The organism is Dickeya oryzae, assembly GCF_020406815.2.
Taxonomy (GTDB): Bacteria; Pseudomonadota; Gammaproteobacteria; order Enterobacterales; family Enterobacteriaceae; genus Dickeya; species Dickeya oryzae.
Genome location: NZ_CP162670.1, coordinates 1,190,784 through 1,213,031, shown reverse-complemented (window position 1 = coordinate 1,213,031; position 22,248 = coordinate 1,190,784). Strand labels below are relative to the sequence as shown.

The following is a 22,248-nucleotide window of genomic DNA, read 5'->3' as shown; positions in this document are numbered from 1 at the left end:
AGCCAGCATTTATTATTCAGAAATATTCTACAACGGAAGTCGCAAATATGCTGCGAGTTTATTTACATTCGATTAATGAATACCACCGATGCGACTTAAACGCACACCTGTGGGCCATTCACCTTCCTGTTTTTCAAAACTCATCCAGATAGCCGTTGCTTTACCCACCAGGTTTCTTTCTGGAACGAATCCCCAATAACGGCTGTCGGCACTGTTATCGCGGTTATCCCCCATCATGAAATAATGACCAGCGGGCACCACCCAACTCCCCAGGGGCTGACGGGGTTGCTGATAGTATATTCCCAGTTGGTCCTGAGCGCCGGGTACAGCAAGAATATTGTGCGTCACATCGCCTAGCGTTTCCTTACGGGTCGCCATGCGAATGCCTTCGCTTTTCTGGCCCACCGGAATCTGGTAGAAACCGCTGGTCATCTCACGTCCGCTGCCGCTAAACGTCTGTACAAAATCGCTGGGTTCAACGTTGCTATAGGTCACCGGTAACGCGCTGGTGCAGCTCGACTTATCGCCACATCCCGGCTGGATGGTAACCTGCTTGGCGATAGGGTCATAACTCACACGATCACCCGGTAACCCCACCACACGTTTGATGTAATCCAGACGCGGATTTTCCGGGTATTTAAATACCGCGATATCGCCACGCTTCGGATGCCCGGTTTCAATCAGCGTCGTTTGCGTTATCGGATCCTTGAGGCCGTAAGCAAATTTTTCGACCAGAATGAAATCCCCGATCAGCAGTGTTGGCATCATCGAACCGGAAGGGATCTGAAACGGTTCAAAGATGAATGAACGCACGACAAACACCAACGCCAGCACAGGAAAGACTGATGCGAACGTTTCCACCCATCCCGGCTGTTTGATGCTGCTCGCCAGCGCTTTCTCGTCGAGAGCACCACCCACCTGCTGGCTCAACGCAGAAATCTTGGCACGCCGAGCCGGCGCCCATTTGAACCGCTCCAGACACCAGACAACGCCGGTCACCAGCGTTGCCAATGCCAAAATCAGGGCAAACATATTGGCCATGCCAACTCCTCAGGGTTATTTGCTTTCTTTTCCAACATGCAGAATGGCCAAAAACGCTTCCTGCGGCAGCTCGACATTCCCTACCTGCTTCATGCGTTTCTTCCCTTCCTTCTGTTTCTGCAGCAGTTTCTTCTTACGGCTGACGTCGCCGCCGTAACATTTCGCCAGAACGTTTTTACGCAGTTGTTTGACGGTAGAACGGGCAATAATATGGTTGCCGATCGCCGCCTGAATCGCGATGTCGAACTGTTGGCGTGGAATCAAATCTTTCATTTTTTCCACCAGCTCACGACCGCGATACATTGAGTTATCACGGTGGGTGATCAGCGCCAGCGCATCCACACGTTCGCCGTTGATCAACACATCCACTCGCACCATGTCTGATGCCTGAAAATGTTTGAAACCGTAATCCAGCGATGCATAACCACGTGAGGTGGACTTGAGGCGATCAAAGAAGTCGAGTACCACTTCTGCCATCGGAATTTCATAGGTCAGTGCCACCTGATTGCCGTGATAGACCATATTGGTCTGCACGCCGCGTTTTTCCACGCACAGGGTGATCACATTACCCAGATATTCCTGCGGCAACAGCATATGACACTCGGCTATCGGCTCACGCAGTTCTTCGATGTTATTGACTGGCGGCAGTTTGGACGGACTGTCGACATAGATAACCTCGTTGCTGGTGGTTTTCACTTCGTACACCACCGTCGGTGCCGTGGTGATCAGGTCAAGATCGTATTCACGCTCCAGACGTTCCTGAATGATTTCCATGTGCAAAAGCCCCAGGAAACCACAACGGAAACCAAAGCCCAGCGCGGTAGAGCTTTCCGGCTCGTAGAACAACGATGCGTCATTCAGGCTGAGTTTACCCAATGCATCACGGAACGCTTCATAATCGTCGGAACTGACCGGGAACAAACCGGCATAAACCTGCGGTTTGACCTTTTTAAAGCCCGGCAGTGGTTTGTCTGCAGGCTTACGCGCCAACGTCAGGGTATCACCCACCGGGGCACCCAAAATATCTTTGATGGCGCAGACCAGCCAGCCAACTTCGCCGCACTGCAAGGCATCACGATCCACCTGTTTAGGGGTGAAAATCCCTAAACGCTCGGCGTTATACACCTGGCCGGTGCTCATGACTTTGACTTTATCGCCTTTACGCAACGTACCGTTTTTAATACGGATCAGCGATACCACGCCCAGATAGTTATCAAACCAGGAATCGATAATCAGTGCCTGCAACGGTGCTTCCGGGTCGCCTTCCGGCGGCGGAATATCACGCACCAGACGCTCCAGCACATCCGGCACACCGACGCCAGTTTTGGCAGAACAGCGCACCGCATCGGTCGCATCGATACCCACGATATCTTCAATTTCCTGACTGACGCGATCAGGATCCGCCGCAGGCAGGTCAATCTTGTTCAGCACGGGCACCACTTCCAGATCCATTTCGATCGCGGTGTAGCAGTTAGCCAACGTTTGCGCTTCAACCCCTTGCCCGGCGTCCACGACCAGCAATGCGCCTTCACAGGCCGCCAGTGAGCGGGAAACCTCATAGGAGAAGTCGACATGTCCGGGGGTATCGATAAAGTTGAGCTGATAAGTCTGGCCGTCGGAAGCCTTGTAATCCAGCGTCACACTCTGAGCTTTGATGGTAATACCACGCTCACGCTCCAGATCCATGGAGTCCAGCACTTGCGCCTCCATTTCACGTTCGGACAAGCCACCACAAATTTGGATGATGCGATCAGAGAGCGTCGACTTACCGTGGTCGATGTGAGCAATAATGGAGAAATTTCGTATGTGCTTCATTATAAAAGTTTTTCTACCTTGGTATTTCTGAAATTCTTGCCGAACGGCATGCGCAATGTGATGACAGCCATAGCTACTGTCATATACCTGAATCGCAGCATTCTACATGCCATGCGGAGGAAAACCTAGTCATGGCGCATCGAATCAATTTCTTGATTATGGCAAGGTTATGGATGAGAAGATGAAAGCAGAGGTAAAAAGTCATTAAAGGGAAAAACGCAAACCGACCACCAGCCTGCTACCCTGCTGGCTGCCTGCGTTTCAACGTTCCGGCGTCATATCGGTTCGCAGTAGATTTTCAGGCAAAGAAACCTGCAGAATCACCGGCTGATAACGCTGATTATTGCTAATTTTCGCGGATAAACGCTTTACCAGAGCGAAACTCACCGCCACGCCGACAAAGGCGCCGATGACTGTTGCCGGTTCGTTCTCCAGCCAGTATTGCATCAGCGTGGCCCCCAGCATCAGCCCCAGCAACGGCAGCAGATAAACCAGCATTGCCGATCGCAGCAGGCTGGACTCCGCCAGACCGATTTCCACCCGTTGACCGGGTGACAAAGGCTGCGGATACGCAACGCTCAGTTGGTGCGTTGGCGCACCACCCATCTGATTCAATAAGCCAGTACCGCATGATGTACGGGACTGGCAACTCTGACACCCGGAGCGTTGTTCGCAATGCAACACGGCGATACCCGCCTGCCACGATACCACCGTCGCCCATTCTTTAATCATGGCTGCGCCTTGAAGAGCACGTTATCCGCAATACGTTTGGCGGTTGCCAACGGCAACTCACCAATCACGGTGATTTCACGGTTATTCCGTACTTCGGTATGGATAGTTCTGCGCCCCAACGAGGCATTCTGGTCAGGGTGGTTTTCCCCTACAGGGCTGATATTAACGGAAAAGCTGAACAAACCATCGCTATAAAGACGCGACTCTGTCAGACCAGTCACGCCCGGCAGAGGACGCTGGCTGCGCGACACTTCTTCAACACCAACCGGCAGCCATTCCGGCGTCCAGTTAAAATCGGCAACAGACGTCGTAGCAATACCGAGAGATGGCGGCTGACTGACTTTATCGAGCGGTTTCATGGCTAGCTGCACATTTTTATCCACCGTGACAGAAATCGCCCGGAACTGCTCTAGCAACTCGCCATTCTGATCGAGCAGATCGACCCGCAATGGCAGGCGAGATTCCGCATCAAGGCAGACGATATAACTGAAACGCGTGCCATCCCGCGAGACTATCCTCACGACATCGCCCTGGCGATCAGCCAAACGGATACGACCAGTAGGAATAAAGTCGTAATAAGCAGACAAACGCTCAATGTTGGCAAAAATCAGTGCTGGCAACGAATCGACGATGTGATCGCCAGATAACGTGAAAGGTTCGGCATCCGCTTCGAAATAGCTTATATCGCCACCACGCTGAATCACTTCGCGCTTCGGACCATCCAGATGAATAAGTTCAGCCAGCGTTTCGCCATTTTGTACCGAATGCCGGTAGCGCAATGACTCAATGCCCTGACGGGAAACATTGATGTAGTAAATTTCGTAATTTAATGATCGGCCGGCGCTGCTCATCTGCTGCAACAACGCCCCGGAATCACTTGCCGGGGCGAGGGAGGAATAAGACAGGCTGCCCAGCAATACACATGCGGCAAACCAGAAGCGCTTCATTACTGCGGTTGAATTCCTAATGACTGAGTACCAGGCACCTGTACGGCGGCCTGTTGCTGGCTCCCTTGCTGCTGCAACTGGAGCTGATCAGAATGCACACGGCGCTGCAGTTCGTAATCCTGCAGCAGCGCATTAATACGCTCATGCTGCGCCTGCATCTGACGCTGTCCGGCATGCGCTACGCTATTTTCTGCAGGCACACTCAGACTCACTGGAGAAGCGGAGCCCCCCATCACCGGTAACGTGCTCAATACCGGCGTGTTTTCCGCCATAGTATCGCTAACGACGTTGCTTTGCTGGTAGTGCTGAACGCCAACAATCACTGCCAGCGAAACGCACGCGGCCACACCAATTTGTGTCAGATGACTAGCGAGTGGACGGACTTTGTGCCAGAACGGCAACGCCTGCCAGGACTGAGGATGCGGCTGAGATTCCGGCTCGGCTTTCGTTTTAAACGGAACCGGTTCCTGTTCGAGGGCGGCAGCCACACGCGAAGCGATATCAACCTGCATCAGCGTTTCACTGATATCCCCTCGTAACGTGTCACGTACCAGATGGTAACGCTGCCAGCTTTGCTGCAATGCATCGTCTTTGGACAAGGCGCCTAGCAGCGCATTATCCACTGCCTCACCATCCATTAAAGCGGAAAGTTTTTCTTTCTGCATAACTTCACCTTACCTTGTCAAACCCGTCATGAGTAACGTTAAGAACAAGCTAACGCTGAATAAGCGGTTGCACTTTATTATCAATCGCTTCCCGTGCGCGGAATATGCGCGAGCGAACTGTACCGACCGGGCAATCCATGATGTCGGCGATCTCCTCATAACTCAGCCCATCCAGTTCACGCAACGTAATTGCCAGACGTAAATCTTCGGGCAATGACTCGATAGTATGGAAAACGATCCGTCGTAACTCTTCAGACAACATTAAATTCTCAGGGTTCGATATTTCTTTCAACGCGCTGGCACTTTCGTAATTTTCAGCGTCGTTCGCATCCACATCGCTGGAGGGAGGACGTCGCCCCTGAGCCACCAAATAATTCTTCGCCGTGTTCACGGCAATGCGGTACAACCAGGTGTAAAAGGCACTCTCGCCACGAAACGACTCCAGCGCGCGATAGGCTTTGATAAACGACTCCTGCACTACATCGGGTACATCCCCAGAGGGAACGTAACGCGATACCAGACTCGCCACTTTATGCTGATAACGAACGACCAGTAAATTAAACGCTTTTCTGTCGCCTTTCTGGACCCGCTCAACCAGCACCTGATCCGCTAACTGCTCGCTCATCCGAGATCATGTCTCCCCAAAACCGTGTCGCCACGCCTAAGTCATGTACTGCCAGCCATATATCTGAAATCGAGCAAGCATCGGCTTGGAGTCTTTTAATGTCATAAAGTTCCACCAGACGACGCTTTTTTTGCATCCTGTCGGATACCTACTGCGTGTCACCGTGCTGCTCTGTGGGGTTTTATTCTCATGACGTTCCCCAACCAATTGGCAAATCATACGTCAAAAGCCCGTTGCTGGCACCCCGTTCCACCTTTTTACACCTACAATGTTTAATACACTAAACACCCGCGTGCATTTAAGATAAATATTGTGCTAGATTCAAAAATACCGTTTTATAAATTAAACAACGATCATGATGTCTTCAGTTACAGACTACCACTGTGATGTGCTAATTATCGGCAGCGGAGCCGCTGGATTATCACTGGCGCTACGTCTGGCACCCCATGCACGTGTCATGGTGCTGAGTAAAGGCCCGCTTAGCGAAAGCGCTACGTTCTACGCACAAGGCGGGATAGCCGCCGTCTTTGATGAAACCGACAGCATTGACGCCCATATCAACGATACCCTGATTGCTGGCGACGGTTTATGCGACAGGGAAGCGGTCTCGTTTATTGCCCGTAACGCGCGTCACTGCGTGCAGTGGCTTATCGATCAAGGCGTGTTATTCGACACCGAACCCGCACCGCATGGCGAAGCTCGCTACCACCTGACACGCGAAGGCGGCCATAGTCATCGCCGTATCCTGCATGCGGCAGACGCCACAGGCAAAGCGGTAGAAACCACGCTGGTGAGCCAGGCGAAACAACACCCCAATATTGTCTTGCTGGAACGTTGCAATGCGGTGGATTTGATCACCTCCAGCAAACTCGGCTTGCCGGGCCACAAACGGATTGTCGGCGCTTATTTGTGGAACCGCGAAAAAGAGCACGTTGAATCCTGCCGCGCCAAAGCCGTGGTACTCGCCACCGGCGGTGCTGCCAAAGTTTACCAGTACACCACCAATCCTGATATTTCCTCCGGGGACGGTATCGCTATGGCCTGGCGGGCGGGCTGTCGGGTAGCCAATATGGAGTTTAACCAGTTCCACCCGACGTGTTTGTATCACCCACAGGCCCGCAATTTTTTGCTGACCGAAGCGCTGCGAGGTGAAGGTGCCTGGTTAACCCGGCCAGATGGCAGCCGCTTCATGCCTGATTTTGACAAACGAGCGGAACTGGCACCACGTGATATTGTCGCCCGGGCTATCGATCATGAAATGAAACGTCTGGGCGTAGACTGCATGTATCTGGATATCAGTCATAAACCCGCGGACTTTATCACGCAGCACTTCCCAACTATCTACGAAAAGTTACTGTCACTGGGCATTGATCTGACCCGGGAACCTATTCCTGTTGTTCCCGCCGCGCATTATACCTGTGGCGGTGTCGTGGTTGACCAGCAAGGGCGTACCGATCTGGACGGCCTGTATGCCATTGGCGAAGTCAGCTATACCGGGTTGCATGGTGCCAACCGTATGGCATCGAACTCACTGCTGGAATGTCTGGTATATGGCTGGTCTGCTGCCGAAGACATTTTGCAGCACTTACCCGAAAAAACACTGGTGGAATCGCTGCCTCGTTGGGATGAAAGCCAGGTAGAGAACTCGGATGAAAGGGTCGTGATTCAACATAACTGGCACGAACTACGGCTATTCATGTGGGATTACGTCGGCATTGTGCGCACCACCAAAAGACTGGAGCGTGCACTGCGGCGCATCACGCTGCTACAGCAGGAAATCAGTGAGTATTACGCCCACTTCCGTCTCTCTAACAATCTGCTGGAGCTACGCAATCTGGTTCAGGTCGCGGAATTGATTGTGCGCTGTGCGCTGGAGCGTAAAGAGAGTCGGGGGTTGCACTATACGCTCGATTATCCAGAACGTTCGCCAAACCCACACCCCACGATACTTCATCCTTAATGCATAACTCAGTGCCGCTGCCGGGTCTCCCCCGGCAGCATCCCTCCACCTACTGGGCAAAAAACGGGCTGCTCAGGAGAGCGCATCCCTTCCTGAATTGCCTTTCACATCGACAAATAAAAATCCCGCGTCAAGGCCTGAAAAGACGACGAATATTGGCGGTCGTCATCACGAATGATTAACGACGTTCGATTCACCGCTATCGCGCTTATCTCTGACTCGCCTGCACGCCGCAGAGACAGCAGCACCCGATTGATCGGCCGACTCGCACTGTCCGCCACATCGACGCGGATATCAGCATGCCATGCCAACTGCTGTGCCAGCGTTAAGAAATCTTCCGCCCCACTTACCGGCAAGACGACACAAAATCGTCCCTCAGGCGTCAGTAGCCGACTGGCGCAATCCAATAACGCGTCGTGCGTCAACGTGGTGGTATAACGCGCCTGTGCACGCTGGGTCGATGCGCAATCCACACCGGGGGAAAAATAGGGCGGATTACTCACGATCAACGAGTAACGCGAAGCAGTATCCCGAGCGTAGGCCAGAATATCGGCCTGATAAATTCGTATAGCGTCAGCCCAGGGCGACAATGCCACATTGTCTGCCGCCTGCGCACTGGCGGCGGCATCCAGCTCTACACCGTCGATAGGTACCAACCCGCCACTGCGTTGCGCCAGCATCAAGGCCAGCAGGCCGGAACCACAGCCGATATCGAGTATCCGCGTTTCCTGATGCAGTGATGCCCATGCGCCCAGCAACACGCCATCGGTTCCCACTTTCATCGCGCAACGGTCATGCGCGACAAAAAACTGTTTAAAAGTAAATCCTCCGGCGCGCGGAGCCGGTGTATGCTGCTGGAAGGTCATTGCTATGCCGTATTTATGCCGTATTGTTGTCAAACCGCGGTTAGCATAGGAGAAACGCCCGCCCGGGAAAAGTAGCGAATGCCGCTTAAACAGATGAACAACCCCGCCAATGCGTCTATAATCAGCGCCCCGAACAGAGGTAGACCATGACTGCGACCAATTTTTCCGAGTTTGATCTTGATGACAGCCTGCTTGACGCCTTGCGCGACATGGGCTTCAGCCGTCCGACCGCCATTCAGGCCGAGGCAATTCCTCCGGCGATGGAAGGGCGTGATGTACTAGGCTCCGCGCCGACCGGAACCGGCAAAACCGCAGCCTATCTGCTGCCGGTTTTACAACACTTGCTGGATTTTCCACGTAAAAAATCCGGCCCGCCGCGGATCCTGATACTGACACCGACCCGGGAACTGGCGATGCAGGTGGCCGATCAGGCTCGGGCGTTGGCGGCTCATACTCATCTGGACATTGCGACCATCACCGGCGGGGTGGCTTATATGAACCACGCCGAGGTGTTTAGTGAAAATCAGGATGTGGTTGTCGCCACGACGGGTCGTTTATTGCAATACATCAAAGAAGAGAATTTTGACTGTCGGGCAGTAGAAACCCTGATTCTGGATGAAGCAGACCGCATGCTGGACATGGGGTTTGCGCAGGACATCGAGCATATTGCCGGTGAAACCCGCTGGCGTAAGCAGACCATGTTGTTCTCTGCAACGCTTGAAGGGGATGCTATTCAGGATTTTGCTGAGCGACTGCTAAATGACCCTATAGAAGTGGAAGCCGAACCGTCGCGGCGTGAGCGTAAAAAAATCCTGCAATGGTACTACCGTGCCGACGATATTCAGCACAAGACCGCGCTACTCAGCAACCTGCTCAAACAGCCAGACGTCACGCGTTCCATCGTATTTGTGCGCAAACGTGAGCGAGTGCATGAACTGGTAGACTGGTTGCGATCTGCTGGCATCGAATCCTGTTACCTGGAAGGAGAAATGGTGCAGGCCAAACGCAATGAAGCCATCAAACGGTTGAGTGAAGGCCGAGTGAAAGTGCTGGTTGCTACCGACGTCGCCGCACGCGGTCTGGATATTCAGGATGTCAGCCACGTGTTCAACTTCGATTTGCCTCGCACGTCTGACGTTTATCTGCATCGCATTGGCCGTACCGGACGAGCGGGCCGTAAAGGCTGCGCTATCTCGCTGGTCGAGGCGCATGACTATCTGCTGCTCGATAAAATTGGTCGTTATCTGAACGAGCCATTGAAAGCGCGCGTCATTGATGAATTACGCCCGAGTACCCGTGCGCCAAGCCCCAAATCTACGGGTAAGCCATCGAAGAAAGTGCTGGCTAAGCGCAAAGAGCAGAAAGAAAAAGAGAAAGAAAAGCAGAAGGCGAAGGTCAAGGTGCGCCACCGCGATAGCAAAAATATCGGTAAACGTCGTCAGCCCAGCGCCACCGCGTCAGCGGAACAACCGAAAGAAAAACCCGCAGATAATACCTAAAGCAAATGTGTTGACCGTTAAACCACACAAGGAGCCAAATGGCTCCTTGTGTTTTTAGGGACAACTGGAAATCAGCGTCAGGCTATCGATACCTGCTAATCCCACGCCATAAAAACCGTCTCATAAAAACCATGCCATAAAAAAACATGCCGGACACATTATGTGACCGGCATGTTTGCATGACGATAGCTTGTATAACGCATGTTCAGGTAAAGCTATCGTTCTTCGCCTGACGCTCTGTCTTGCCGACGTACTTACAAGCTTTCAGTAAAGGTACGGGCGATGACATCACGCTGTTGTTCAGGCGTCAGCGAGTTGAAACGAACGGCATAACCCGACACACGAATGGTCAACTGCGGATATTTTTCCGGGTTCTTCACTGCATCTTCCAGTGTTTCACGACGCAATACGTTCACGTTCAGATGCTGGCCACCCTCAACGCGCACTTCCGGTTTGATTTCCAGCGGTACTTCGCGATATTCGAACTGCCCCAGATCGCTGATAGCCACAATTTGATCTTCGTTAAACTCCGATTTGGCACAGACACAACGCGCCTGAGATTTCTCTTCATCCAGCAGCCAGAAAGAGTTAACCAGGGCATTGTTATTTGCTTTGGTGATTTGAATACCTGTAACCATTATTGCCTCCGTTAAGCGGCGTCTATTGAACCGAATACAAAATCCACGATTGATAACAAACTGCCAGCAACGTTAACGCCAGCGCAAAACCAATCGAATCTGATACTCTGTATACCAGCCCTTCCCCTCTCACTCTTTGATGTAAGTCAATTTTAACCACCAACCACTTGAGAGTTGACGCATAATTAATTGTTTTATATCAATTTACCCATAAATCCGTGATACAATTATTTTTGTAAATTTTAAAAAAAATTCGCAATCCACCATTTACCAGCAATAAAAGGCAGCGAATAATTTTCCCTCTGCCGTGTTTGACGGTAATCTTAGTCACCTGAACTGATGAATCAGGCTGAACCTGCGCACCCAGGTTGTCGCCATTTACCCGATTGAGCAAAGAGCCTTGCCATGACCACTTCCCTGACCTGGCACGATGTGCTGGCCCAAGAGAAAGAACAGCCTTACTTTGTTAACACCTTGTCGTTTGTCCATCAGGAACGTGCGGCAGGCAAGGTTATCTATCCGCCACAAAAAGATGTCTTTAACGCCTTCCGCTTTACTGAGTTTCACGACGTCAAAGTCGTGATTCTGGGGCAGGATCCGTACCACGGCCCGAATCAGGCGCATGGGTTATCGTTTTCAGTACGCCCGGGCGTGCCGGCTCCCCCTTCTTTAGTCAATATCTACAAAGAGCTAGCTAACGATATTTCTGGATTTGAAATTCCCTCCCACGGTTTTTTACAAAGCTGGGCGCAGCAAGGTGTGATGCTGCTGAATACCGTACTGACGGTGGAAGCCGGGAAAGCACATTCACACGCAAATCTGGGTTGGGAAACGTTCACCGACAAAGTGATAGAGAATCTGAACGCACACCGGGAAGGGATCGTATTTCTGTTGTGGGGATCACATGCGCAGAAGAAAGGCAGCATTATTGATACACAACGGCACCATGTTCTAAAAGCACCGCATCCGTCGCCGTTATCCGCGCATCGTGGTTTTTTAGGATGCCATCATTTCTCGAAAACCAATCAGTTGCTGGAGCAACAGGGAGATTCGCCCATCGACTGGACGCCCCGTTTACCAGAAAACGTCCAATAGCGGGTTTGTCATTGCCTTTGCTGGTCAGAGGCAATGACACATCATCAGAAGCACAAAAGCAAAAATTGATTGAATCGTAAGGAAATAAAAGGAAGTAATAAGGGAAGCACTGCGAAGAAATATGGTGGAGCTAAGCGGGATCGAACCGCTGACCTCTTGCATGCCATGCAAGCGCTCTCCCAGCTGAGCTATAGCCCCACACCTGATGATACTATCGATAACCAGACCTTTTGGGATGAAGGTTTGGTGGAGCTAAGCGGGATCGAACCGCTGACCTCTTGCATGCCATGCAAGCGCTCTCCCAGCTGAGCTATAGCCCCGTATCGACACAGTATCGTGTGAACGGGTCGCATGATATGCAACGCCCCTACCCCTGTCAACGCCAAAATCCATTTCTCCGATCAACCGCTGAAAAAGCCGTCAACGCAGGACGCCAGGTGTCATGCAGCAACACACGTTTTATCCGAAAGGCAAAAAACGCTGCAAATCAAGCGCGTTTGCTATTAGCTTATGACAAAAAAGTTTTTCTTACTTTTCACAAAAACCTTAACAATGCGTCATTATTTCATCTACCGGAGTTTTCCAGACATGAAAGATGCCACACTCGCTCTACACCATGGTTTTACCTCCGATCCCGTCACCAAAGCCGTGGCCGTGCCGATTTATCAAAATGTCGCCTTTGAATTCGAGAATGCACAGCACGGCGCAGATCTGTTCAACCTTGCCGTCCCAGGCAATATCTATACGCGGATTATGAACCCTACCAATGATGTGCTGGAACAACGTCTGGCGGCATTGGAAGGTGGTATTGCGGCGCTGGTGGTTTCTGCCGGTAGCGCCGCCATAACTTATGCGATTCAAACGCTGACCCGTCAGGGTGACAATATTGTGTCGACCCCTCAGTTATACGGTGGCACCTATACCCTGTTTGCTCACATGCTGCCGAGTTTCGGGGTAGAGGTCCGTTTCGCAGCGGATGACTCGCCGCAAGCTATCGCAGAACTGATTGATGAGAAAACCCGGTTGGTCTACTGCGAAAGTATCGGCAATCCAGCGGGCAACATTGTCGATATTGAAGCGCTGGCACAAGTTGCTCACCAGCATGGTGTACCGCTGGTGGTGGATAACACCGTGGCCTCGCCAGTACTGTGCAAACCGATTGCATTCGGTGCAGACATCGTCGTGCATTCGATCACGAAATACGTTGGTGGTCACGGTAACTCTCTCGGTGGTGCCATTGTGGATGCCGGGACATTCCCCTGGTCGCAATACCCTGAAAAATACCCGGGTCTGAATCTCCCCGAACCGGCCTATCATGGCGTGGTCTATACCGAGACATTCGGCCCAGCCGCTTTTATTGCCCGCGCCCGCACCGTTCCACTGCGCAACACCGGTTCAGCGCTCGCCCCCATGAATGCCTTCTTATTACTGCAGGGGTTGGAAACACTGTCGCTGCGCATGGAGCGGCATGTGGAAAATGCCAAAAAAGTGGCGGAATACCTGCAGTCGCACCCCAGCGTAGCCTGGGTCAGCTATGCTGGCCTGCCGGATCACCCGCATTACGCTCTGGCACAGAAATACATGAAAGGTACCCCGTCCGCTATTCTGTCGTTCGGCCTCAAAGACGGTTACGACGCGGGAGTACGCTTCTATGACGCCCTGAAGATTTTTAAACGGCTGGTCAATATTGGTGATGCCAAATCGTTAGCCTGCCACCCGGCATCGACCACTCATCGCCAAATGACACCAGAAGAACAGGCTAAGGCCGGCGTTAAACCGGAAATGATTCGCCTGTCAGTCGGCATCGAAGCAATAGAAGATTTACTGGATGACCTGAATCAGGCACTCAATGCCTGATATTCTGGTTACGTCACGGTAATCAATCGCCATCATTTTCAAAATGATGGCGATTGCAAGAGTGAATACTGGACGTAAAAAAACCCTGGCAAGCCAGGGTTTTGATGAATCACTATCCCGACGATAGACGATTACTGTTGAGCTTCGCGCTCACTGATGAACGCCAGTGCCCGATCGATACGCGCCAGTGTACGTGACTGACCGATGGCATGCACCGTCACATCCACGCCCGGAGACTGGCCTGCACCGGTTACCGCCACACGCAACGGCATCCCTACTTTACCCATCCCCTGCTGCAATTCGTCGGCAGTGCCCTGAATAGCATGGTGAATATTTTCTGGTGTCCAGTCAGTGATGGCAGCCAGCTTGCTGCGAACCAATTCCAGCGGCTGACGCGCTACCGGGCGCAAGTGTTTCTTCGCGGCATCAGCATCGAACTCAGCAAACTCTTCATAGAAGTAGCGGCAGGACTCGGCAATCTCTTTCAGCGTCTTGCAGCGCTCGCCCAACAATGTCACCAGTTCGCTTAACTGAGGACCAGTACGGGTATCAATACCAGCCTGCTCGATATGCCACGACAGATGGGTCGCCACGTATTCCGGCGGCAGATGGTTAATATAGTGGTGATTCAGCCACTGCAGCTTTTCTGTATTAAATGCACTGGCGGATTTGCTGACAGCATCCAGTGAGAACAACTGCTTCATCTCATCAATAGAGAAAATTTCCTGATCGCCGTGAGCCCATCCCAAACGCACCAGATAGTTGAGCAATGCTTCCGGCAGATAGCCATCATCACGGTACTGCATCACACCGACGGCACCGTGGCGCTTGGACAGCTTCTTACCGTCGTCGCCCAAAATCATGGAAACGTGCGCGTATTCCGGCACTGGTGCACCCAGCGCTTTGAGGATATTGATCTGACGCGGCGTGTTATTAATATGGTCTTCACCACGAATAACGTGGGTGATCCCCATATCCCAGTCGTCGATAACCACACAGAAGTTATAGGTCGGTGAACCGTCGGTACGGCGGATGATCAGATCATCGAGCTCAAGGTTGCTGAATTCAATCGGCCCGCGAATGCGGTCATCGAAGATCACCGAACCATCCTGGGGGTTGCGAAAACGCACCACATGCGGTTCATCATCAGCATGGTGTTCATGAGAATCACGACAGCAGCCGTCATAGCGCGGCTTATCACCGTTAGCCATCTGCTGTTCACGCAGCGTTTCCAGACGTTCTTTAGAGCAGTAGCATTTGTAAGCCGTACCGTTTTCCAGCATCTGATCGATGACCGCGTTATAGCGATCAAAACGCTTGGTCTGATAGTACGGGCCTTCATCCCAGTCCAGATTCAACCAGTTCATGCCATCCATAATGGCGTCAATCGCCTCTTTGGTCGAACGCTCCAGATCGGTATCTTCAATACGCAAAACAAATTCACCGCCATGATGACGGGCAAACAACCAGGAATACAGTGCGGTGCGGGCACCGCCAACATGAAGATAACCAGTCGGGCTGGGCGCAAAGCGGGTTTTGATTTTCATTGGGATTACGGCCTTAATTAGACAGCAACGGTCGGCTAACACCAACCAGGATTCCGGACTGCGCCCCGCCATCAAGGGTGCGCGCTGTCAGCGCGAGACACAGCCTGCTTAAAGTGGGCAATATTCTATCACTCCCCCTCGATTCCTCAACGCCATAACCACGTCGAGGCCAGTCTCTTCGCGCTAAAATGCGCAGGGATTCAACGATAACGCCCAGAAATACGGCATATCGACTAATTTTACAACGAACGACCATTTTCGTTTTAAAAAGCGTTGACTCATAGTCAACTATCCCTATAATGCGACTCCACACGGCGGGGGTGATTAGCTCAGCTGGGAGAGCACCTCCCTTACAAGGAGGGGGTCGGCGGTTCGATCCCGTCATCACCCACCACTCATTAGAGTGCCGCGCTGTGTAAAGTAAGAAGATTTGAGATTGGGTGATTAGCTCAGCTGGGAGAGCACCTCCCTTACAAGGAGGGGGTCGGCGGTTCGATCCCGTCATCACCCACCAATCTCATACCAGCTGTCTTCTTACGATGAAGTACAGAAGTGGGTGATTAGCTCAGCTGGGAGAGCACCTCCCTTACAAGGAGGGGGTCGGCGGTTCGATCCCGTCATCACCCACCACTTCTGCGGGTCGTTAGCTCAGTCGGTAGAGCAGTTGACTTTTAATCAATTGGTCGCAGGTTCGAATCCTGCACGACCCACCACCGCTAAATGTGTCACCTTCCCCCACTTATTCACGTTAATGCTACGTACGCACACCATGTTGTGCAGGTGAGAACCTGAGTTCAGGTTCGAGTCGAGCTAAGTTGTGTGATTTTACTCCCTGCGTTTCTCCCGGCTTCTATACCGCTCAACATCCTCTGTCTCCCGACTAAAAATCATCCTCACAACCAATATTCCCCTTTACTCATTCAAAGGTGCTCCCCCCGGTAAAGCCTGCGCGGATCATCGGGCAAAATTTTTGATAAGGAGCGTCAAATGTATTGGTTTTTTATTCTGCCACCAAAAGATGACACTAGGTGGCGTAATAAAACCTATTCCTAATTAAGGGTAAGACGATGATAGCGAAAGCCAATAAATTTTTTACCGGTTTAACCAACCATCAGGACGGCGGCAAACTGTTGTTGCGTTTGACCGTCGGCATTCTGCTGCTATTCCACGGTGTTGCCAAAATCCAAAATGGCGTAGGTTGGATCTCAGGTATGCTGGCACAGCATGGCCTGCCGGGCTTTATTGCCTACGGTGCCTATATCGGCGAAGTACTGGCTCCTATCCTGATTATTCTCGGCGTATTGACCCGCCTTTCTGCCGCCGTGGTTGCATTTAACCTGTTGGTCGCGACACTGCTGGTCACGCTGGGTAAATTGTTCACCATCACCAATGTGGGGGCGTGGGGATTAGAAGGGGAAGCGTTTTATTTCCTGTGCAGCCTGGTCATCATGCTGCTTGGCAGCGGCCGCTACTCCGTGGTTTCCAATGAAGACTACCGTTAATTGACTCACGTCTCTGAAAAAAACGCCCTGACGGGTAATGCCAGTCACTTAAGGTGACTGGCATTGTTTTTAAAAGGGTATTTGGGCTTTTTTTGCCTCACTTCTCTTTCATACTCCCGCTCCCGTCTCGGCGGCAGTTTCAGCATCGCGGCATTGCTGTAGAAGTGTTTCAGGTGTCCCGGTACTGCTCCCGGTGAGGACCATGGCAGCCCGATTAACAGCCGCATTATTTCTGCCACCGAACCGCTGAAGCTCAGCTGATACGGCAGATAATCTCCTTTCAGGCTGAACGCCATTTTCACCATCTGATACCGCACCAGGTTGTATGTCAGCAGTATCCCCCACAGCTCCTGTCTCACCATCTCCGGTAATTTACTTCTCAGCGTCCAGCGGTTGCCGCACAGGAACTGCTTCGCCTCACGATACCCCAGTTCGATTTCCCACCGGTGTTTGTAGAGTTCTGCTATGTCTGCCGCCGGGTAACGCATCGCGTCCGTCATCGATGTGACAACCTGACGTTCCACACCGTTAACCTTCCTGCTGATTAACCGGACAGTGAGCTCATCCGGCAGACCTTCCCACTGTTTTCTTGCCTGTGGCGAGGTCTTCAGCGTTATCAGTTCATCCTGCCTGCCCAGTCTGCGTATCACCTCATACTGCGTGCCCTTTTTCAGCGGCAACAACCAGTGGCGGTTCTCTCCTGCCCTGTGCCAGTCATGCAGCAGGCCTGTTGACCAGAAGCCCCTGTCAAACAACGTCACGCTATTATCCGGTGCCTGCTTTGCCAGTCCTGCCGCCAGCCGCATCTCATTAACGTCATACCGGCCCATCACGCTGGCGCGCAGCAGGTGACTGCTCAGTTCCATCAGACACACCATGCGGACCTGCGGGAAGCCTTTTTCACCGTACTGATTTTCCGCTTTCGCGAAGGCAGCGGCATTTTCCGGTGTGTCGGGCGTTCGCCAGACCACGCCATCAACGGCGTTCAGCGTCAGCCCGTTCCAGAGCGGATGCCGGGATTCCTCATGCCAGTGCTGTTGTGTCAGTTCGAACAGAACTCTAATGGCATCCTCACCCAGCGTTTTGCGGCGGGCAATGACGGAGCTGGGTGCGGTAAAAGGTCTGCCAGTCCGGTCAGCGATGTCCATCAGATTGACGATATGGGACACAGGCTTGTTGTTGAAAATAGCCATACCTATAACCAGCCAGACCATGGATTCGAGGGGAAGCTTACGCTTACGTAGCGTCACGGTATCCGTGAGGGTAAAGGCCTGCTGAATAAGGTCGGGGGAAAGGAGGTCGGCAAGACTCTGAACTTCATCGGGAGCAGTAAGATTGATAATGCCGAGGGCCTGTGAAAGTTCCATTAAAAAGGGTCCATGTGAAGACATGAACCCTTTTTACATCAGCCACCGGATCGGTCAACCGATCCTTAAACGATCGGCATTAGCCCGAAGGCTGGTTTTTATACTCAAATTTCCCAGTCATAGTTATAACGCTTCGGCTTGAACTGTACGACATCGCCACGGTGTAAATCGGTCAACACCGCGTCATCATGCGCCACTTCCGCTTCAATCAGTTCATTGTTGCCATCCACCTTCAGAACCAGACGCGTCAACGCCCCCAGCGGGCGAATATCTTTCACCACCACCGGCTGGAAATCAGTCTGCGTCTGTTTTGACAACGCCACTTCATGCGGACGGAACTGAATCACCTTGTCATGACCTGCGAGTTTCAACCGGTTGCTGTCCCCGAGGAAATTATAAACAAATTCGGTAGCCGGACGGTTATACACCTCATCAGGCGTGCCAATCTGTTCAATTACGCCTTTGTTCATCAGTACGATACGGTCAGCCACTTCCATCGCTTCTTCCTGATCATGGGTCACAAATACCGATGTCAGGTTGATGTCTTCATGCAGGCGCGATAACCAACGGCGCAGTTCCTTTCGTACTTTTGCATCAAGCGCCCCGAATGGTTCATCCAGCAGCAAAATGCGCGGCTCCACAATCAACGCCCGGGCCAGTGCAATGCGCTGGCGCTGCCCACCGGATAACTGTTCCGGGTAGCGATCCGCCAGCCACTCGAGTTGGACCATATTGAGCAATTCGCGAACTTTGGTGTCGATATCACGCTTTGATGGACGTATCGCCTTCGGCTTCATGCGCAAACCAAACGCCACATTGTCAAACACCGTCATATGACGAAACAGCGCATAATGCTGGAAGACGAAACCGACATTACGGTCACGTACGTCGTGCCCCGATACGTCTTCACCGTGGAACACAATATTGCCGCTGTCCGGCGTTTCCAGACCAGCAATAATACGCAGTAACGTAGTTTTACCGCAGCCCGATGGCCCCAATAACGCCACCAGCTCACCACTCTGAATCGACAAGTTGATCTGATTAAGGGCCCGGAACTGACCGAACTGCTTGTTAACGTTGTGAACCTCAATGCTCATTACCGGCCAGCTCCTGTTGTTTCTCTTGTTGTTTCGACAAATGCGCTTCACTCCACTGACGCAGCAACAGCACCACCAGCGACATCGCCAGCAGCAAAATCGCCACGCTGAATGCAGCAACAATGTTGTACTCGTTATAAAGAATCTCGATATGCAACGGCAAGGTGTTGGTCAGGCCGCGAATATGGCCTGATACCACGGAAACCGCACCAAACTCTCCCATGGCTCGGGCAGTACACAGCACCACACCGTAAATCAGCGCCCATTTCACATTCGGCAACGTGATATGCCAAAACATCTGCCAGCCATTGGCACCCAGCAGTCTGGCCGCTTCCTCTTCCTGACTCCCCTGCTGCTCCATCAATGGGATCAATTCACGCGCCACATACGGCAGGGTGACGAACATCGTGGCCAGAACAATACCAGGAACGGCATACACAACTTCCAGATTATGCTCCGTCAGGAATGGATATAGCTTGCTCTGTGCACCAAACAGCAACACATACATCAGGCCAGTCACGACCGGCGATACCGAAAAGGGCAAATCCAGCAACGCCAGCAACAGCGCTTTCCCCCGGAACGCAAACTTCGTCACACACCAGGCGATAGCCAACCCAAAGACCATGTTTAGTGGTACCGAAATCACCGTCGCCAGCAGGGTCAGCTTAAGTGCAGAAACCGCATCCGGCTCGGTAATCGCATTCCAGAACGCACTGATGCCGTTATGCAGCCCTTGCGTAATCACCATCACCAGCGGCAAGACCAGAATCAGAACAAATACCAACCAGGCCAGCGTCGTCAGCACATAAAACGTTGTCGGACGCTTAGCGGTGGACGGGCGATCCGCCACAGGCGCAGAAATACTGTGATCCATGCTCATCCTTTATACTTCTATAACGAGGGTTGAATGCGCCGCTGCAACAGGTTAATCAGCAACAGCATGATAAAAGAGACCACCAGCATGAACACGCCGATACCGGTCGCGCCTTTGTAGTCGTACTGGTCCAGTTTAGAGACGATCAATAACGGCAGAATTTCTGTCTTAAACGGAATATTCCCGGCAATAAACACCACCGATCCGTACTCCCCCACACCCCGTGCGAATGCCAGCGCAAAACCAGTCAGCCAGGCAGGTAAAATGGCCGGTACCAGAACATGGCGGAAGGTCTGCCACGGGTTTGCCCCCAGGCAGGCAGAGGCTTCTTCCACCTCTTTGGGGATATCTGCCAGTACCGGCTGTAAGGTACGCACCACAAACGGCAAGGTGACGAAGATCAGCGCCAGCGTAATACCAATGCCCGTATAAGCAATCCGAAACGGAAATAGCGAACCGATAAGACCATGTGGGGCATACAGTGACGTCAGTGCAATCCCGGCGACAGCAGTAGGTAAGGCAAACGGCATATCGATCATCGCGTCGATAATTTTCCGGCCAGGAAAGGTATAACGCACCAGCACCCAGGCCAGCAGCGTGCCCAGAATACCGTTGATGAAGGCCGCTATCAGCGCAGAACCGAAGGATAAGCGCAGAGAAAAAAGAACCTGACGGCTGGTGATAAGCTCCCAAAACTGGGTAAGCGTCAACTGACTGGCATACAAGAACATGGCGGCCAACGGGATCAGGACAAGCAGCCCCAGATAGGTAAGGCTAAAGCCCAGAGTCAGACCAAAACCGGGAATTACCGGTGAAATACGTCGCGACATAACAAGCCTTTCAATGAAAAAACACGAATTGCCGACTCAGACAACCAACATGGCAAAACCGCCCCGATGGAGGCGGTTTTGACGGTCAGAATACCGTTTATTTATTAATCTGTTTGAAGATAGCGTCAAACACGCCGCCATCATCGAAGAACTTGGGCTGCGCATTTTTCCAGCCGCCAAATTCATCGTCGATCGTCACCAGCTTCACGGGTGCAAACTGGGACTTAAACTCCTCGGCAATTTTCGCATTGCGTGGGCGGTAAAAATTCTGCGCGATGATACGCTGCCCTTCGTCGCTGTATAGGTAGTTCAGGTAGGCTTCTGCCTGTTTGCGCGTGCCTTTGCGATCTACCACTTTATCGACTACCGCCACCGGCGGCTCCGCCAGAATGGACAGAGACGGCGTGACGATTTCCAGTTGGTCGCCCCCCTGCTCTTTAAGCGACAAATACGCCTCGTTTTCCCAGGCAATCAGCACATCGCCCAACTGACGCTGCACAAAACTGATGGTCGCGCCACGCGCACCGGTATCCAGCACCGGCGCATGCTTATAGAGTTCGGTCACGAATTTTTGCGCGCTTTCATCGGTTCCACCCGGCAAGTGTTTGGCATAAGCCCAGGCAGCCAAGAAATTCCAGCGAGCACCACCAGAGGTTTTCGGGTTCGGCGTGATCACCTGCACATCCGGCTTAATCAGGTCATCCCAGTCTTTGATATGTTTCGGGTTACCTTTGCGCACCAAAAAGACAATGGTCGAGGTATAAGGCGTGCTGTTATCCGGCAAACGCGCCTGCCATTTCGGGTCAATCAACGGCTGATTCAAATTGAGCGCATCAATGTCACCGGCCAGCGCCAACGTCACAACATCCGCCTGCAAGCCATCAATCACCGAGCGAGCCTGCTTACCGGAGCCGCCGTGGGAATTTTTTACGGTAATCGTTTCACCGGTAGTCTCTTTCCAGTGTTTGATAAATGCTGCGTTATATTGCTGATAAAACTCACGGGTCGGGTCATAAGACACATTCAACAATTCCGTAGCAGCCGACGCTACCCCCGACAATAACAACGCGGCAGTAGCCAGCGACCATCCCAAACGACGCATTGACATTATGATGATTCCCCTCAAAGTCTGCCCGTTGCTTGCGCGAGCGATCAAAAAAGCCCAGAGACCCGTTGACGGTTATCCTGCTACCGGCACAACGGCCAGACCGCACCACAGCGGCCAGTGTTATCTATGAGAGGGACAATAGAGGATAAGGCGAAGGGGAAAAAATACTGTTTCGAGATAATT

The 22,248-nt window shown here is 52.3% G+C and carries 19 protein-coding genes and 6 tRNA genes; 9 read left to right on the top strand and 16 right to left on the bottom strand.

Annotated elements, in window-relative coordinates; all coding sequences use genetic code 11:
- Positions 1-72 precede the first annotated feature (72 nt).
- The 6 genes from lepB to rpoE form a co-directional block, all read right to left on the bottom strand.
- Positions 73-1,041: a signal peptidase I gene (lepB, locus tag LF929_RS05240; protein ID WP_226092664.1), complete on the bottom strand. Its 969-nt coding sequence runs from the start codon at positions 1,039-1,041 to the stop codon at positions 73-75.
- A 15-nt stretch (positions 1,042-1,056) separates the two neighbouring features.
- Positions 1,057-2,856: a translation elongation factor 4 gene (lepA, locus tag LF929_RS05235; RefSeq protein WP_016941797.1), complete on the bottom strand. Its 1,800-nt coding sequence runs from the start codon at positions 2,854-2,856 to the stop codon at positions 1,057-1,059.
- A 261-nt stretch (positions 2,857-3,117) separates the two neighbouring features.
- On the bottom strand, positions 3,118-3,588 hold the full coding sequence (rseC, locus tag LF929_RS05230; RefSeq protein WP_226092663.1) for a SoxR-reducing system protein RseC: 471 nt from the start codon (positions 3,586-3,588) through the stop codon (positions 3,118-3,120).
- Positions 3,585-4,535, bottom strand: coding sequence for a sigma-E factor regulatory protein RseB (gene rseB / locus LF929_RS05225; protein ID WP_038908768.1), 951 nt, complete (start codon positions 4,533-4,535; stop codon positions 3,585-3,587). Before rseB ends, rseC begins: the two co-directional genes overlap by 4 nt.
- Positions 4,535-5,200, bottom strand: a complete 666-nt coding sequence (gene rseA / locus LF929_RS05220; protein WP_016941794.1) for an anti-sigma-E factor RseA — start codon at positions 5,198-5,200, stop codon at positions 4,535-4,537. Before rseA ends, rseB begins: the two co-directional genes overlap by 1 nt.
- Before the next feature lie 49 nt (positions 5,201-5,249).
- Complete coding sequence (gene rpoE / locus LF929_RS05215; RefSeq protein ID WP_016941793.1) at positions 5,250-5,825, bottom strand: RNA polymerase sigma factor RpoE; 576 nt, start codon at positions 5,823-5,825, stop codon at positions 5,250-5,252.
- 358 nt (positions 5,826-6,183) lie between these two features.
- On the opposite strand from rpoE, the gene nadB reads away from it, so the two are divergent.
- On the top strand, positions 6,184-7,785 hold the full coding sequence (nadB, locus tag LF929_RS05210; protein ID WP_038906436.1) for an L-aspartate oxidase: 1,602 nt from the start codon (positions 6,184-6,186) through the stop codon (positions 7,783-7,785).
- Between the two features lie 104 nt (positions 7,786-7,889).
- On the opposite strand, the gene LF929_RS05205 is transcribed toward nadB, so the two are convergent.
- Positions 7,890-8,651 carry a tRNA1(Val) (adenine(37)-N6)-methyltransferase gene (locus LF929_RS05205; RefSeq protein ID WP_226092662.1) on the bottom strand — a complete coding sequence of 254 codons (762 nt, stop codon included), beginning with the start codon at positions 8,649-8,651 and terminating at the stop codon, positions 7,890-7,892.
- A gap of 146 nt (positions 8,652-8,797) precedes the next feature.
- Here LF929_RS05205 and srmB point away from each other — a divergent pair, with 146 nt between their 5' ends.
- Positions 8,798-10,150, top strand: a complete 1,353-nt coding sequence (srmB, locus tag LF929_RS05200; RefSeq protein WP_038905279.1) for an ATP-dependent RNA helicase SrmB — start codon at positions 8,798-8,800, stop codon at positions 10,148-10,150.
- A gap of 254 nt (positions 10,151-10,404) precedes the next feature.
- Here srmB and grcA read toward each other — a convergent pair whose 3' ends face one another.
- The gene (grcA, locus tag LF929_RS05195) at positions 10,405-10,788 is read right to left on the bottom strand and encodes an autonomous glycyl radical cofactor GrcA (RefSeq protein ID WP_012885760.1); all 384 of its coding nucleotides are present in this window, start codon (positions 10,786-10,788) and stop codon (positions 10,405-10,407) included.
- Between the two features lie 405 nt (positions 10,789-11,193).
- Between grcA and ung the strand changes: the two genes are divergently transcribed.
- Positions 11,194-11,883, top strand: coding sequence for a uracil-DNA glycosylase (gene ung / locus LF929_RS05190; protein WP_038905280.1), 690 nt, complete (start codon positions 11,194-11,196; stop codon positions 11,881-11,883).
- 122 nt (positions 11,884-12,005) lie between these two features.
- On the opposite strand, the gene LF929_RS05185 is transcribed toward ung, so the two are convergent.
- Positions 12,006-12,081, bottom strand: a tRNA-Ala gene (locus LF929_RS05185).
- 46 nt (positions 12,082-12,127) lie between these two features.
- Positions 12,128-12,203, bottom strand: a tRNA-Ala gene (locus LF929_RS05180).
- A gap of 268 nt (positions 12,204-12,471) precedes the next feature.
- Here LF929_RS05180 and LF929_RS05175 point away from each other — a divergent pair.
- Positions 12,472-13,740, top strand: coding sequence for an O-acetylhomoserine aminocarboxypropyltransferase/cysteine synthase family protein (locus LF929_RS05175; RefSeq protein ID WP_038905281.1), 1,269 nt, complete (start codon positions 12,472-12,474; stop codon positions 13,738-13,740).
- 131 nt (positions 13,741-13,871) lie between these two features.
- On the opposite strand, the gene gltX is transcribed toward LF929_RS05175, so the two are convergent.
- Complete coding sequence (gene gltX, locus LF929_RS05170; protein WP_016941787.1) at positions 13,872-15,287, bottom strand: glutamate--tRNA ligase; 1,416 nt, start codon at positions 15,285-15,287, stop codon at positions 13,872-13,874.
- 318 nt (positions 15,288-15,605) lie between these two features.
- Here gltX and LF929_RS05165 point away from each other — a divergent pair.
- From LF929_RS05165 to LF929_RS05145, 5 genes are all read left to right on the top strand, one after another.
- Positions 15,606-15,681: transfer RNA gene (locus LF929_RS05165), tRNA-Val, on the top strand.
- A 44-nt stretch (positions 15,682-15,725) separates the two neighbouring features.
- A tRNA-Val gene (locus LF929_RS05160) sits at positions 15,726-15,801 on the top strand.
- A 40-nt stretch (positions 15,802-15,841) separates the two neighbouring features.
- Positions 15,842-15,917, top strand: a tRNA-Val gene (locus LF929_RS05155).
- A gap of 7 nt (positions 15,918-15,924) precedes the next feature.
- A tRNA-Lys gene (locus tag LF929_RS05150) sits at positions 15,925-16,000 on the top strand.
- A 354-nt stretch (positions 16,001-16,354) separates the two neighbouring features.
- Positions 16,355-16,789 (top strand): DoxX family protein, encoded by a 435-nt coding sequence (locus LF929_RS05145; protein WP_038908771.1) that lies wholly within the window; start codon positions 16,355-16,357, stop codon positions 16,787-16,789.
- A gap of 44 nt (positions 16,790-16,833) precedes the next feature.
- Here the strand turns inward: LF929_RS05145 and LF929_RS05140 are convergent, their stop codons facing one another.
- The 5 genes from LF929_RS05140 to LF929_RS05120 form a co-directional block, all read right to left on the bottom strand.
- Positions 16,834-18,156 (bottom strand): IS4 family transposase, encoded by a 1,323-nt coding sequence (locus LF929_RS05140; RefSeq protein WP_102800868.1) that lies wholly within the window; start codon positions 18,154-18,156, stop codon positions 16,834-16,836.
- A gap of 104 nt (positions 18,157-18,260) precedes the next feature.
- Positions 18,261-19,253: a sulfate/molybdate ABC transporter ATP-binding protein gene (locus LF929_RS05135; RefSeq protein WP_016941786.1), complete on the bottom strand. Its 993-nt coding sequence runs from the start codon at positions 19,251-19,253 to the stop codon at positions 18,261-18,263.
- Positions 19,243-20,127, bottom strand: a complete 885-nt coding sequence (cysW, locus tag LF929_RS05130; RefSeq protein ID WP_080649106.1) for a sulfate ABC transporter permease subunit CysW — start codon at positions 20,125-20,127, stop codon at positions 19,243-19,245. The genes LF929_RS05135 and cysW overlap by 11 nt, the downstream gene beginning before the upstream one ends.
- A gap of 17 nt (positions 20,128-20,144) precedes the next feature.
- Positions 20,145-20,957, bottom strand: a complete 813-nt coding sequence (gene cysT, locus LF929_RS05125) for a sulfate ABC transporter permease subunit CysT (RefSeq protein ID WP_226093505.1) — start codon at positions 20,955-20,957, stop codon at positions 20,145-20,147.
- Between the two features lie 97 nt (positions 20,958-21,054).
- Entirely contained in the window at positions 21,055-22,065 is a 1,011-nt protein-coding gene (locus LF929_RS05120) for a sulfate ABC transporter substrate-binding protein (RefSeq protein WP_029456390.1), read from the bottom strand.
- Between the last annotated feature and the right edge of the window lie 183 nt (positions 22,066-22,248).